The organism is Paracoccus sp. DMF, assembly GCF_004407025.1.
GTDB classification, from domain to species: Bacteria; Pseudomonadota; Alphaproteobacteria; order Rhodobacterales; family Rhodobacteraceae; genus Paracoccus; species Paracoccus aminovorans_B.
In genome coordinates, this window is record NZ_SOKV02000002.1 from 99,530 (window position 1) to 113,218 (window position 13,689).

Sequence of the window (13,689 nt, forward strand, 5' to 3'; positions counted from 1 at the left end):
GATCCGGCAGGAATGTATCCAAGAGCTAGGCACCCGCGGCACCGGGGTCAAGGGCCGCGAGCACCGCATCCAGCTGCGCATCGGGCAGCGGCATCAGGCTGCGCGTCGCCGTCCACAGCACCGCCATCTCGACCCGGTGCCCGGGCCAGATCGCCCGCAGCGCGGCGCGATAGGCGGCCATCTGGCGCAGGATGCCCAGCGGCACCTCCCCGGGACCGGCCGGCACCTCGCGGTTCGACTTGTAGTCCACCGCCAGCAGCCGGTCCTTTGTGATCACAAGCCGGTCGATCTGGCCCAGCACCATGCCGAGGCCCGGCACCGGCGCGGCCAGCGCCAGCTCGCGGAAAAGCTCTGCGCCTTCGGGCAGCGCGAAGACCTGGGAAAGCTTGGGCGCCTCGGTCACGGCCCGGGCCTCGGAGAGAAGCTGCGCCAGCGCGTCCGGGCCGGGCAGCCCGCCCTCGGCATCGGCCAGCAGGTCGCGGGCCAGCGCCGGCCATTCGGCGGGGTCGCGGCCAGGCAGATGCTCCAGAAGCAGGTGCAGCCGGGTGCCGAACAGCATCGCCGCCTCGGCGTCCCCTGCCCCGCCGCCGATCACCTTGGCGCCGCCCAGACCCGAGGCCGACACCGGGCGCTGCTTGGCCGGAACCGGCGGCAGCGGCGCCGACAGCCAGTCGGGCAACTCGGCCACGGGCCGGGTCCGGGGCGGGCTGTCGGGCGCCGCCTCGGGCCAGTCGCCCCATTCCAGGCGCCGGATCTCGCCCCAGAGCGACGGGATGCGGCGCTCAGCCAGGGTGCTGCGGGCAAAGCCGGCCTCGACCATGCCATGCCAGCTTTCGGCATCGGTTTCGCCCGCCGCGGCGACGATGAGCCAGCTTTCGGCGCGGGTCAGGCCGACATAGAGCAGGCGCTTCCTTTCCTCGAGCTGGCGGCGGGTCTGTTCCTCGGCCAGCGCCTCGACCGGGTCCGGCCGCTCGCCCTTGCGGCCGCGCCACAGCGCCAGGCCATCCGCGCCCGGCAGCACCGGCGCCTCGCGCGGGGCGCGGCGCCTGGCGCAATCGGGCATGATGACGATGGGGCTTTCCAGCCCCTTCGAGCCGTGCACGGTCATCACCCGGATCAGCCCCTCGCCATCGCCGGCGCTGCCAGGCTGGCGGCGCACCTCGATCTCGTCGCCGGCCAGCCAGACCAGGAAGCCGGTCAGCGAGGGCGTCTCGCTGGCCTCATAGCGCAGCGCCTGCGACAGCAGCTCGTCGATGCCGTCCTGCGCCTCGGGGCCCAGCCGGGCGATCAGCCGCGCGCGGCCGCCATGGCGGATCAGCAGGCGTTGGATCAGGTCGTAGGGGCGCAGGAAGCCGGTCTGGCCCATCAGGTCCGACAGGATCTCGACCGCCTCGCGATGGCCCGAATCGCGCAGCCGCCGCCACAGGTATTCGCCGCGCTTGCGGCCCCGGGCCAGCCGGTAAAGCTGTTCCTCGCTAAGGCCGAACAGCGGCGAGCGCAGGATGGCGGCCAGCGACAGGTCGTCCTCGGGCGTGGCCAGCACCGAGAGCAGCGCGCGGATGTCCTGCACCGCGATCTCGCCGCCCAGCTTCAGCCGGTCGGCGCCGGCGACCGGCAGGCCGGCGGATTTCAGCGCCGCGATGATCTCCTGGAACAGGTCCGAGCGGCGCTGCACCAGGATCAGCACATCGCCGGCCCGGATGCGGCGCACCGCGCCGGTCTTGCCGTCCAGGATCGGCTCGCCCAGCATCTGGGCGATGCCTTCGGCAATGGCGCGGGCCAGCTGCGTGGTTTCCGCGTTCTCGGCCGGCTTGTCCACCGGATCGGTCCAGTCGCCGGGCGCGGGCTTCTCGGGCTTGGGGATCGCCGGCCACAGGTCCACCCGGCCGGGCATGGCGGCGCGAAAGGCGCGGTGCTGCGGCGGATCGCCCAGCCCCCGCGCGGCATCGCCGGCAAAAACCTGGTCAACCAGCGCCAGGATCGCGGGCGAGCTGCGGAAGGAATGGCGCAGTTCCAGCACCTGCATCGGCTGCTCGACCGCCGCGAAACCGGCGGCGAAACCGGCGCGGCGGGCCTCGAAGACGGCGATATCGGCGCCCTGGAAGCTGTAGATCGACTGTTTCGGGTCGCCGACGACGAAAAGGCTGCGCGTGTGATCCCGCGCGCCCTGCCCGGCGGTGAATTCGTCGGTCAGGCGCTGGATCACCTGCCATTGCGCCGGGCTGGTGTCCTGCGCCTCGTCGACCAGGATGTGGTCGATGCCGCCGTCCAGCCGGAACAGCACCCATCGCGCCATGCTGCCTTCGGACAGAAGCCGCGCCGTGCGCTCGATCAGGTCGTCGAAATCCAGATGGCCGCCCGCCGCCTTCTGCGCGCGATAGCGGGACAGGAAGGCGTGGCCGAAACGGTGCAGCGCCAGGCACTTCTGGGCATGGGCCAGGGCGATGCGCGGCAGGCGGGCATCGGCCACCCGCTCCATCAGGATCGCCAGGTCGTCCATCAGCCCGGCGCAGGGGCCGCTGCGCAGCGCCTTGGTCGGAAAGCTGTCGTATTTCGGCGCAAAGGGCTCCTTGGCCCCTGCCCCATTCAGCAGCACCGATTCCAGGATCGCGAGTTCCGCCGCGCCCGGCTGCACCCAGTCGCCGGCCGCCAGCCGCACCGCCGCCTTCTGGTCGTTAGGCCCCGATTTCAGCAGATGCGGGATCAGCGCCGGGATCACCCGCGCGCCGTCGGCAAAGGTCTGGGCCAGCAGCCCGGCCATGTCGGCGCCCGGGGCCAGACCGCAGGCCGCCCAGAGCGCGTCCCGGTCCGCGGGGGCATCGAACCCCCGCAGACCGGCCAGGAAAGCGTCGAGCTTCTCGCCCGAATGCAGCGCCAGCAGGTCTTGCAAGGCGGGATGATCGTCATGCGCCATGTCCTCGATGATCTCGGCGCGGATCAGCGCGGCGCTGCGGTCGTCGAGCTCGGTGAAGCCATGCGGCACGCCGGCCTCAATCGGAAAGCGGCGCAGCACGCCGGCGCAGAAGCTGTGGATGGTCTGCACCTTCAGCCCGCCCGGGGTCTCGATGGCCCGCGCGAACAGCCGGCGCGCGGCGGGCAGGTCGGGGGCGGCGCTCTCGCCCAGCCGGGCGAGTTCGGCGCGCAGCGCGGGCTCGGGCAGCATGGCCCATTCGCCCAAGCGCTTCAGCAGGCGGTTCTGCATCTCGCTGGCGGCGGCCTTGGTATAGGTCAGGCACAGGATGCGCTCGGGCGCCGTCCCGGCCAGCAGAAGCCGCGCCGCCCGGTCGGTCAGCACCCGGGTCTTGCCCGAGCCCGCGTTGGCGGTGAGCCAGGTCGAGCGCAGGGGTTCCGCCGCCCGCACCTGCGCCAGGGTGGCCTCATCCATCGGCAAACCTCTCGGGCGTCGCGGGGTCGGTCGCGTCCCATTCGCCGTGCCGCGACAGGTGGTCGTAATCGCTGGCATGGTCGCTGCGCTCCATCGCCAGGCGGGCGGTAAAGCCGCGCTCGCCGCGCAGGTAAAGCCCGATCAGCGCGATAAAACCCTGCCAGGTTTCAAGGGCCTGGCCGGGGCCGAAGTCGCGCGGCTCGGTCCTGCCCTCGCCACCCAGCTGGATATAGCTGATACCGGCGACCTCGGCCGGGCCAAGGCGCGGAAAGCCGCCCAGCTCGACCATCGCCGCTTCCAGCGGCAGCTGCTTGTCGAAATGCGCGACCTGCTTGTCGGTCGGCGGCTTGCCGGACTTGTAGTCATAGACCTGCACCCGGCCATCCGTCAGCCGGTCCAGCCGGTCGGGCCGCGCGGTCAGGCGGAAATCGGCACCGGGCACGGCCAGCGCGCCGCGGTCCTCGACCAGCACCGGGCGGCCCTGTTGCAGCCGCGCCGCCTCGTCCGCCATCAGCCGATCCGCGACGCCACTGATGCGCGCGCGCCAGAACAGCCGGGCCGAGGGCCAGGGCACCTGTTCGGCCAGCACCGCGTCTGTGATCACAAGCAGGCGGTCGCGCATCACCTCGGGGGTTTCCGGCAGGTCGGGCAGGCCGCGCAGGAAGCGGTCCATGATCGCGTGCAGCGCATTGCCGCGGTCGGCGGCGTCGGGTTCGGGGCGCAAGGGCTCCAGCGCCCGCAGCCCCAGCACGCGGCGGGCATAGACGGCATAGGGGTCGCGGATCAGCGTCCGGACCTCGGTCACCGACATTTCCGCCAGCGCCGGGGCGGGCGGGATCGGCGAGGGGCGCGCGGCGCGGGGCAGGTGCTGCGCCGGCCGGGCCTGGGCCTCGGCCAGGTCCAGCCAGAACAGGCCGCGCGCGCGCATCTCGGCCAGGGCGCGGGGGCCGTCCTGCGCGGGCAGGCCGCCCAGCAGGTTGGTCAGCCGGTTCAGCCAGCGCGCCGGGATGGTCTCGGCCTCGGCATCGCGGCGGGCGCGGGTCAGGATCACCTGCGCGGCGCCGGCGGCCTGCTGGAAGTCATGCGCCGACAGGCCCACGCGCCGCTCGGGCAGGGTCAGGCCGGCCGCCAGCCGCATCGGCCGCGACAGCCACGGGTCCGGGGGCAGGGCCTGCGGCCAGCCGCCCTCGTTCAGGCCGGCCAGGATGACCTGGCCCACCGCCTCGGAGCGCGCCTCGCGCGGGCCGCGGAAGCGGACCAGCGGATGCGCGGCCACGTCCTGGCGCACCGCCTGGGCCTGCAATTCGCCATGCAGCAGGTCGCGGAATTCGCCGGGGCGCAGGTCGTGGCCAAGCGCAGCATGGGCGGCCAGATGGTCCAGCACGCCGCGCGCCAGGCCGCCGGCGGCCTTGCCCCAAAGCTCGGAGGCATCGGCGCTGCCGCCCGGGCCGGCGGCCAGATCCTCGGCCAGGGCGCGCAATTCGGAGAGCCGCGCCGCCAGCGGGCGCGGCGCGCGGTCGCGGGCCAAGGGCACGATCCGGTCCAGCAGGCCGGCCAGCCACAGCGCCCAGGGCTTGCTTTTCTCGTCACCGCGCTCGGCCCATTGGCGCAGGGCCGCGCCATCGGGAAAGGCCGGGCCGTCGCGGCGCAGCGCCAGTTCCAGGTCGCGGCTGTGGCGGTTGTGATCACGGCGGTATTCCGCGCCCAGCCCTGTCGCGGTGACCGGATGCTTCAGCAGCACCAAGAGGCCGTCGATCATCAGCTCGGCCCCGTTGAGATCGGCGACATGGCGCAGGAACAGGCCCGGCGCGGTCAGCGGCAGCGGCTGGCCGGCCGAATCGTCCGGGATGATGCCCCAGCGGTCCAGCGCCGATTGCACGCGCCGGGTCAGCATGCGGTCGGCAGCGATCAGCGTGACGGGCTCGGCGCGCTCGACCGCTTGGCGGATGATCAGGGCGATGGCCTCGGCCTCGTGGCCCGGCTGCTCGGCCTCGATCAGGGTCAGGTTCGCGGTGGCGGGCGGCAAGGGGCCCAAGGCCGGGCCCTCGGTGATCCATTGGTCGGTGACCGGGGCAGGGCGCAGGGCCAGGGAAATCAGGCGGTTGCGCGCCGGGTCGGGGGCTGCATCCGGCAGCCAGTCGCGCGGCGGGCCGAACTCGGCCAGGAAGGGGGCATAGCGGGCCTGCGGGTGATCCTCGGCCCGGGCGTCGAGGCTGTCCCAGACCGGCTGCGGCAGGTCGGGGTCGAAGCCGGGCAGCACCACGGCGCCCATCGGCAGCCGGGCGACGGCGCGCATGAAGTCCCGCGTCGCGCCATGCGAGCCGGTCGAGCCGGCGACCAGCACCGGCCCCTCGGGCAGCAACTCGCCCCGCGCCCAGGCGGCCGCCAGCCGCTCGGCCGCGGCGCGCTGCCGGCTCTCGCGATCCTGCGGCGGGTCGGTCAGGTAATAGCCGGCGGCGATCTTCAGGAAGGCCAGCGCCCGACCCCAGTGCTGGGCGTGCTCGCTGGCGTCGATGCGGTCCAGCGCCGTGGCGTCCAGCCCTTCCAGCTGCATCTCGGCCATCAGCCCGGCCAGCGAGGCCGCGAGTTCCGGCACCGACTGGCCCTGCGCCAGGTCGGGCTGGGCGCGCAGCGCGGCGTCGATCAGCCGGCCCAGCTCCAGCCGCCGGGCCAAGGGCGCGGTCGCCGCGCCGCCGCCGATGTCGCCGATCAGCCGCAACTGCGGCAGCACCAGCGGCCCGCGCCAGACCAGCGCATCGCGCAGCGCCAGCAGCGACTGGCCCGCGTTGGCATAGACCGTCACCCGCGCCATGTCCTGCGGCGGGCGGTGGCGCATCCGCGCGATCAACCCCTCGGCAAAGGCGCCGGCGAAATCGGCGCCGCAGGGCAGGGCGTAAAGGCCGCCTTGCCAGTCAGCCACCGAGCAGCTCCTCGGCCAGCGGGATGCAGTCGGGCCGGCCGACGTCGCACCATGCGCCGGCATGGATCAGGCCAAAGGCGCGGCCCTCGGCGATCAGCCGGTCCCAGAGCAGGTTCAGCGAGAACACCGTCTCGGGGATCTCCTCCAGCCGGTCGGGGCGGATGATCTGCGCGCCGCCATAGACCAGATCGCCCTTGCGGATCAGGTGGTTGTCGGGGCCGAGGCTGAAATCGCCGCCGCCCTGGCGGCCATGCGTCCGGGCGATGGGCACCAGCATCAAGAGCGCGTCCATATCCTCGCGCCAACCCGCAAGCAGCGCGCGGATCGGGTTCGGGCCGGTCCAGATCACATCGGGGTTCATTGTGATCACAGGACCGGCGCCCAGCAGCGGCAAGGCCTTGCGCAGGCCGCCGCCGGTGTCCAGCAGCAGGTCGGTTTCATCGGAAATCGCCGCCTGCGCGCCGATGTGATCACGGACCTGGTGGCCGAGATGGTGGATATTGACCACCACCGGCCCGACCCCTGCCGCGCGACCCAGATCCAGCGCCCGGTCCAGCAGGGTGCGGCCGGCAACCGGGATCAAGGGTTTCGGCACGGTATCGGTCAACGGTGCCATGCGGGTGCCCTTGCCCGCGGCAAAGATCATCAGCGGCAGGCTCATCCGGCGATCCTTTCGATCACCTCGGGCGTGGGCGCGGGGATGCCCGCCATGGCCTCGGCCAGCGGCGCCAGCGCCGGATGGGCCAGGTCGCGCCGGATGGCGTCCCAGACCCGGGGCATGAAGGCGAGGTAACGCCGCTTGCCCTCGCGCTGCGCCAGCCGGGTGAAGATGCCCAGGATGCGCAGGTTCCTCTGCGCGCCCAGAAGCGCATAGGCGGCGCGGAAGCGCGCGCCATCGACCCCGGCCGCGGCGATATAGCGGTCGATCTGCGCCTGTTCGACCTGGGGCGCCACGTCGCGGCGGGCGTCCTGCAGGGCCGAGACCAGGTCATAGGCCGGATGCACGGCCACCGCGTCCTGGAAATCCAGCAGGCCCAGGGGCGCGTCGCCCCGCCAGACCAGGTTCTCGGCGTGAAAGTCGCGCAGCCCCAGCACCGCCGGCGCATCGGCACAAAGCCCGCCATGCAGCGCCTCGATGGCCGGCGCGATCCCGGCGCCGAAGCCCGGCGTGCCGGCGGCGGCGGGGTAATATTCGGCGAAAAGCCCGACCTGCCGCGCCAGCTCCGGCCCGTCGAGGCGCAGGACGAAATCCGGCGGCTGATGGCGATGCAGCGCGACCAGCAGGTCGGTCATGCGGTCATAGACCCGCGGCGCCAGTGCCGGCTCGGCCGCGAGCACCCGGGCCACCAGGTCGTCGCCCAGGTCTTCCAGCAGCAAAAGCCCCTCGTGCTGGTCGGCGGCCAGGATCTCGGGCGCGTGGAAATCGCGATGCCGCAGCCATTGCGTCATGGCGACATAGCCGTCGGTGGTGCCGGGCGCGGCATCCATCAGCACGGCGCTGCGGTCCCCGTCGATCAGCCGGAAATAGCGCCGCGACGAGGCGTCGCCTGCCAGCGGGACCAGCCGCGCATTCGCCCAGCCGGCGCGGTGGATCAGCCGGGCGAGGCCGGGCAGGCGGGCGGCAAAGCCCCAGCGCGGCTCGGCGCCCGAAAGCGTGATCCGGCGCAGGTCGGGGTCGTCGGCATCGGGGTCGAGGCCGATGGTCAGCGGGTCGGGCAGGGCGGTGCCATGGTCGGGCCATTCGACCAGAACGATGCCGCCCTGCATCGCCTCGTCCAGGCCCAGCTCGGCCAGCTCCTCGGGATGGGTCAGGCGATAAAGGTCGGCGTGCCAGATCTCGGTCCCCAAGGGGTCGGCATAGGTCTGGACCAGGGTGAAGGTCGGGCTGGGCACATCCTCGGCCGCCTCGCCCTGGCGGGCACGGATGAAGGCGCGGGCGAAATGCGTCTTGCCGGCGCCGACCGGGCCTTGCAGGGCGACCACGTCGCCGGGTTTCAGGACCGCAGCCATCACCCGCGCCAGGCAGGCGGTCAGATCGGCATCGGCAAGATCAAGCGTCGCAAGCAGGGTCATGGCCTGAACCTAAGCGCCCCGGCGTCAGAGGCCAAGCACATCCGCCATGTCATATTCGCCCGGCCCCTTGTCCTGGCCCCACAGCGCCGCCCTGAGCGCGCCACGGGCAAAGATGGCGCGGTCGGTGGCAAGATGGCGCAGCACCACGCGCTCGCCCGCCGTGGCGAAGATCACGTCATGCTCGCCCACCACGTCGCCGCCGCGGATGGCGGCAAAACCGATGCTGCCGGGCGCGCGGGCGCCGGTGATGCCCTCGCGCGCCGGGGTGCGCAATTCGTCCAGGCTGCGGCCGCGCCCCTCGGCGGCGGCCTCGCCCAGCATCAGGGCGGTGCCCGAGGGCGCGTCCACCTTGCGGTTGTGATGCGCCTCGACCACCTCGACGTCCCAATCCTCGCCCAGGGCGGCCGCGACCTTGCGGGTCAGCCCGACCAGCAGGTTGACGCCCAGGCTCATGTTGCCGGCGCGGATGATCGGGGCGTGGCGGGCGGCGGGTTTCAGCGCGGCCAGCTGCTCGGGGGAAAAGCCGGTGGTGCCGATAACATGCACGGCGCGGGCCTGCGCGGCCAGCTCGGCGAAAGCCAGCGTCGCCTCGGGCGTGGTGAAGTCGATCACCGCCTGCGCCTTGGCGATGGCCTCGACCGGATCGTCGGTGACCGTGATCCCCAGGGCGGGACCGCCCATTACCTCGCCCAGGTCGCGGCCGATCCAGGGGCTGCCGGGCCGCTCGATGGCGCCGACCAGCCGGGCCTGATCCGATTCCAGCACCGTGCGCACCAGCATCTGCCCCATGCGCCCCGAGGCGCCCGTAATCGCGATTCCCGGTCTATTCATGCGTCATCCCCCGTTTGCGCCCGTTCTATCCCGTTGCGGCCCGGCCCGCGACCCCCTACATCCGCGCCATGGCACAGAACCGCTTTCATTCCGGCAATGGTCCCTCGCAGCGCCAGCTGCGCGTGGGCGAATTGATCCGCCGCACGCTTTCCGATGTCCTGGCCCGGGCGGATGTCCACGACCCGGACCTGAACCGGCACTCGATCACCGTGGGCGAGGTGAAGACCTCGCCCGACCTCAAGGTCGCGACGGCCTATGTGCTGCCGCTGGGCGGCCGCGATGCCGAAGAGGCGCTGGCCGCCCTGCGCCGCAACGCGCCCGAGCTGCGCCACCTGATCGCCAAGGCGATGACGCTGAAATACGCGCCGCAGCTGCGCTTCGTTCTGGACGAGACCTTCGACCGCATGGACGACACCCGCCGCATGTTCGCCGACGAGCGCGTGCGCCGCGATGTGGAACACGACGAAGACGATGAGGACTGACCTGAAGCGCCGGCTGGGCCTGGCGATCGGCGCGCTGATCGCCATGACCCTGCCCGCCGTGGCCGGGATCTGCGAAAAGCGCGATTTCGACGGCCAGGGCTATGTCGTCTGCACGCTCGACGCCGCGCAGGAGCCGGGGCTGAAGCTGTGGCTGAACGGGCCGGACGGCAAGGTCCTGGGCGATTTCACCGCCGTCCGCCGCACGCTGGCGCCGGGCGAAACCTTGGCTTTCGCCATGAACGCCGGCATGTATCACGCCGATTACACCCCGGTCGGGCTTTACCTCAGCAATGGCGACAAGGCGCATGACCTGGTCACCGGCGGCAGCAACGACAATTTCGGCATGCTGCCGAACGGCGTCTTCTGCACCGGCGGCGCGCGCCCCTATCAGGTGATCGAAAGCCGCGCCTTCGCCAAGGCGCCGCCGCAATGCCGCCTTGCCACGCAATCCGGGCCGATGCTGGTGATCGACGGCGCGCTGCACCCGCGCTTCCTGGTCGATTCGGACAGCCGCTATATCCGGAACGGCGTCGGCGTCTCGCCCGATGGCCAGATGGCCTGGTTCGCGATCTCGGACCGCGCGGTCACCTTCCACGAATTCGGCCGGCTGTTCCGCGACGGGCTGGGCGCCCGCGATGCGCTTTACTTTGACGGCTCGATCTCCAGGCTGTATGCCCCCGCGCTCAACCGCGCCGATTTCGGGCGCCGGCTGGGACCGATCATCGGCTATACGGAACAGGAATAATGGCACGGAAAAAAGGGCGCGAGATCCACGGTTGGCTGATCGTGGACAAGCCCGCGGGCGTGGGCTCGACCGACGTAGTGGGCAAGGTCCGCTGGGCGCTGGACGCGAAGAAGGCCGGCCATGCCGGCACGCTGGACCCGGATGCGACCGGGGTGCTGGCCATCGCACTGGGCGAGGCGACCAAGACCGTGCCGATCCTGACCGAGGCGCTGAAGGCCTATGACTTCACCGTCAACTGGGGCGCCGAGACCGCAAGCGACGACGCCTCGGGCGCGGTGCTGAAGACTAGCGACAACCGCCCGGACGCGGCCGCGATCCGCGCCGCCCTGCCGGCCTTCACCGGCGAGATCATGCAGGTGCCGCCCGATGTCTCGGCCGTCAAGGTCGATGGCGCGCGCGCCTATGACCTCGCCCGCGAAGGCGAGTCGGTCGCGCTTGCCGCCCGGCCGCTCTGGGTGGAATCGCTGGAACTGCTGGGCAGCACGCCCGACACGGCCGAGTTGCGCATGGTCTGCGGCAAGGGCGGCTATGTCCGCAGCATCGCCCGCGACCTCGGGCGGGCCCTGGGCTGCTTGGGCCATGTCGCCCGGCTGCGGCGGATCTGGTCCGGCCCCTTCGACGCCGATGAGGGCATCGGTTTCGACCGCATCGACCGCGCCAACCAGGCCGAGATCGAGGCGGCGCTCTTGCCCCTGCAAGCTGCGCTGGCCGACCTGCCGCAGCTTCAGGCGACCGATCTCGGCGCCACGCGCATCCTGAACGGCAACCCCGGCCAGGTGCTGGGCCATGCCGAATTCGGCGAGGAAGTGTGGGTCAGCCGCGCGGGCCGCGCGCTGTGCATCGGCCGCTACATGGGCGGCGAGGTGCACCCCAGCCGGGTCTTCAACCTTCAGCCGAACTGATACGTCGCCGGCACATAGCGATAGCTGCCAGCGCTGTTCGGCGCGATGAAGCCCAGCGCCGGGAACGGCATGTGATAGCCGACAAAGGGGATCATTTCGCTGGCCAGCCGCACCAGGACCCGCTTGCGGGTCGCGGCGCCAGCCTCCTTGTCGACGTCGAAACGCACATGCCATTCCGGCCGCTCGACCGAATAGACATAGTGGTTGAAACTGTCGCCGGTCAGCAGCAGCTTTTGCCCCTCGCTCTCCAGCAGATAGGTGGTATGGCCGGGCGTATGGCCATGGGCGGCCTCGGCGCGGATGCCGGGCAGGATTTCGCCATCCTCCTCGAACAGCCGCGCCTTGTCGATCAGGGGCTTCACCTTGGCATTATAGGCATCGCCCGGATTGGCCGCCCAGTAATCCGCCTCGGGGCGCGAGGCGACCAGCTCGGCATTGGCAAAGACCGGTGCCTCGCCGTCCATCAGCCCGCCGATATGGTCGCCATGCATATGCGTCAGCACGACATGGGTGACATCCTCGGGCTTGACCCCGGCCACGGCCAGCGAGGCCACGGTGTTCCCGGGCTGCATGCCGGTGTCGAACAGCACCAGCGCATCGGCGGTGCGCAGCAGCGTGGGCGTATAGGACCCGCCCGTGCGATCCGAGGGAATGAAATTCGCCTTGCTCACCGCCTCGAACTCGGCCGGCTCGGCATTCAAGCCGAAGGTCGCGATCGGATTGTCGCTGCTGCCGGTGCCGCCCAGCACGGTGGTCAGCTCGAACCCGCCCAGGCGGATGCCATGCACCTTTCCGGCGAAAGCCGGCTTCTCCGCCTCTGCCGCCGGCGCGGTCTGCGCCCGGGCCGGCAATGCCATCAGCACAGGCAGGCTGCCACCGGCAAGCAGCGCCCCGCGACGACTGAATTTCACCTTGTCCATGCCGCTCTCCCTTTCCCGACTGCCCGTTCAACCCGCAGCGGCAGGGCCGGTTCCGCGCCGACCGGCACTTTCCGTTTGCCAAATACCCGAACCCGGCCGTGCCACGGGAGCAAGCGGCTCAGAACGGGGCCGGCGCGTTGAAGCCCAGCATCACCCCGCTTTCGGGATGCTTGAAGCGCAGGCTCTCGGCATGCAGCATCAGCCGGGGGAAATCGGCGGCGGCGCCGGTCGCGTAAAGCGGATCGCCCAGGATCGGATGGCCCAGCGCCGCCATATGCACGCGCAGCTGGTGGCTGCGCCCGGTCAGCGGCGTCAGCCGCACCCGGGTCTCGGCATCCGAGGCCTTCATCACCCGCCAATCGGTCTGCGCCGGCCGGCCCTCGGCATGATCGACCTTCTGGCGCGGCCGGTTCGGCCAGTCGACGATCAGCGGCAGGTCAACGGTGCCGGATTTCGGCTCGAGCCGGCCCCACAGCCGGGCGACATAGGTCTTTTTCGTCCGCCGCTCCTCGAACTGCTTCGACAGGTGCCGCTGCGCATGCGGCGTCAGGCCGAAGACCATGACGCCCGACGTGTCCATGTCCAGCCGATGCACCAGCAGCACGGTCGGAAAGGCGCCGCGCAGCCGCTCGATCAGGCAATCGGCGCGGTCCTCGCCGCGGCCCGGCACCGACAGCAGCCCGGCCGGCTTGTCCACCACCAGCACCTCGTGATCGGCATGGATCACGCGGGGCTGCGCCTCGGTGGGCTGATAGACGAAGCTCATTTCCAGACCAGCCGCAGCGCCAGCCCGGCGAACAGGACCGAGGCAAGACGGTTCACCACCCGCATCCGCGCCGCCATCGCCCGGCCGGCCAGCCCGGCGGCCATGCCGTAGCCCATGGTGACCAGCGTGCCCGAGCAGACGAACATCAGCCCCAGCGCCAGCACCTGCTGGCCCACCGGCCCGTATTCCGGCCGGGTGAACTGCGGCAGAAAGGCCAGCAGGAACAGGATCGGCTTGGGGTTCAGCAGGTTCGCCAGCGCCCCGCGCCCGACCAGGTTGCCGGGGCTGCGGGCGGGTTGCGCGGCATTGTCCGTCGGCGTCGCGTGCCAGCTTTTCCAGGCCAGGATCAGCAGATAGACCGCGCCCAGAGACTTGATCGCGGCCAGCGCGCCGGGCTGGGCCGCTACCAGCGCCCCCAGCCCCAGCGCGCAGAAAGCCACATGCGCCGACCCGCCGATGCCGACGCCCAAGCCCGCCAGCGCGCCGGCCCTGGGTCCGTCCTGGATGCCGCAGGCGCTGGCGAAAAGCACGTCCTGCCCGGGCGTCAGGTTCAAGACCAGCGCCCCGGCCATGAAGGCCAGCAGTTGCTGCGCGGGAAATTGCGCCAGCGTGTCCCAGATCATCGCTCAACCTCGCTTTGGCGCGGATATGCTATGCGGGCCGGC

11 protein-coding genes are annotated in these 13,689 nt (G+C 71.6%); 3 read left to right on the top strand and 8 right to left on the bottom strand.

Translation table 11 applies throughout. The annotated features are described in order from the left end of the window. Positions 1 to 25: 25 nt before the first annotated feature. Genes addA through dapB form a run of 5 tightly spaced genes read right to left on the bottom strand, consistent with a single transcriptional unit; the run spans position 26 to position 9,209 of the window. The gene (gene addA, locus E3D03_RS01715; RefSeq protein ID WP_263565535.1) at positions 26 to 3,385 is read right to left on the bottom strand and encodes a double-strand break repair helicase AddA; all 3,360 of its coding nucleotides are present in this window, start codon (positions 3,383 to 3,385) and stop codon (positions 26 to 28) included. Beyond that, positions 3,378 to 6,305, bottom strand: coding sequence for a double-strand break repair protein AddB (gene addB / locus E3D03_RS01720; RefSeq protein WP_263565536.1), 2,928 nt, complete (start codon positions 6,303 to 6,305; stop codon positions 3,378 to 3,380). The genes addA and addB overlap by 8 nt, the downstream gene beginning before the upstream one ends. Continuing rightward, entirely contained in the window at positions 6,298 to 6,966 is a 669-nt protein-coding gene (locus E3D03_RS01725) for a nucleotidyltransferase family protein (protein WP_263565537.1), read from the bottom strand. Before E3D03_RS01725 ends, addB begins: the two co-directional genes overlap by 8 nt. Beyond that, on the bottom strand, positions 6,963 to 8,378 hold the full coding sequence (tsaE, locus tag E3D03_RS01730; protein ID WP_263565538.1) for a tRNA (adenosine(37)-N6)-threonylcarbamoyltransferase complex ATPase subunit type 1 TsaE: 1,416 nt from the start codon (positions 8,376 to 8,378) through the stop codon (positions 6,963 to 6,965). Before tsaE ends, E3D03_RS01725 begins: the two co-directional genes overlap by 4 nt. Positions 8,379 to 8,402: 24 nt before the next feature. Continuing rightward, entirely contained in the window at positions 8,403 to 9,209 is an 807-nt protein-coding gene (gene dapB / locus E3D03_RS01735; protein WP_263565539.1) for a 4-hydroxy-tetrahydrodipicolinate reductase, read from the bottom strand. 68 nt (positions 9,210 to 9,277) lie between these two features. On the opposite strand from dapB, the gene rbfA reads away from it, so the two are divergent. Genes rbfA through truB form a run of 3 tightly spaced genes read left to right on the top strand, consistent with a single transcriptional unit; the run spans position 9,278 to position 11,338 of the window. Then, on the top strand, positions 9,278 to 9,691 hold the full coding sequence (gene rbfA, locus E3D03_RS01740; protein WP_263565540.1) for a 30S ribosome-binding factor RbfA: 414 nt from the start codon (positions 9,278 to 9,280) through the stop codon (positions 9,689 to 9,691). Next, on the top strand, positions 9,681 to 10,436 hold the full coding sequence (locus E3D03_RS01745) for a phosphodiester glycosidase family protein (RefSeq protein ID WP_263565541.1): 756 nt from the start codon (positions 9,681 to 9,683) through the stop codon (positions 10,434 to 10,436). Before rbfA ends, E3D03_RS01745 begins: the two co-directional genes overlap by 11 nt. Further along, the gene (gene truB, locus E3D03_RS01750) at positions 10,436 to 11,338 is read left to right on the top strand and encodes a tRNA pseudouridine(55) synthase TruB (protein WP_263565542.1); all 903 of its coding nucleotides are present in this window, start codon (positions 10,436 to 10,438) and stop codon (positions 11,336 to 11,338) included. The genes E3D03_RS01745 and truB overlap by 1 nt, the downstream gene beginning before the upstream one ends. Here truB and E3D03_RS01755 read toward each other — a convergent pair. From E3D03_RS01755 to E3D03_RS01765, 3 genes are all read right to left on the bottom strand, one after another. Then, the gene (locus E3D03_RS01755) at positions 11,326 to 12,258 is read right to left on the bottom strand and encodes an MBL fold metallo-hydrolase (protein ID WP_263565543.1); all 933 of its coding nucleotides are present in this window, start codon (positions 12,256 to 12,258) and stop codon (positions 11,326 to 11,328) included. The two genes, truB and E3D03_RS01755, sit on opposite strands and share 13 nt — an antisense overlap. Before the next feature lie 118 nt (positions 12,259 to 12,376). Next, a complete protein-coding gene (locus E3D03_RS01760) occupies positions 12,377 to 13,024 on the bottom strand; it encodes an RluA family pseudouridine synthase (protein ID WP_263565544.1) in 648 nt (215 codons plus the stop codon). Continuing rightward, positions 13,021 to 13,647: a LysE family translocator gene (locus E3D03_RS01765; RefSeq protein ID WP_263565545.1), complete on the bottom strand. Its 627-nt coding sequence runs from the start codon at positions 13,645 to 13,647 to the stop codon at positions 13,021 to 13,023. The genes E3D03_RS01760 and E3D03_RS01765 overlap by 4 nt, the downstream gene beginning before the upstream one ends. Positions 13,648 to 13,689 lie beyond the last annotated feature (42 nt).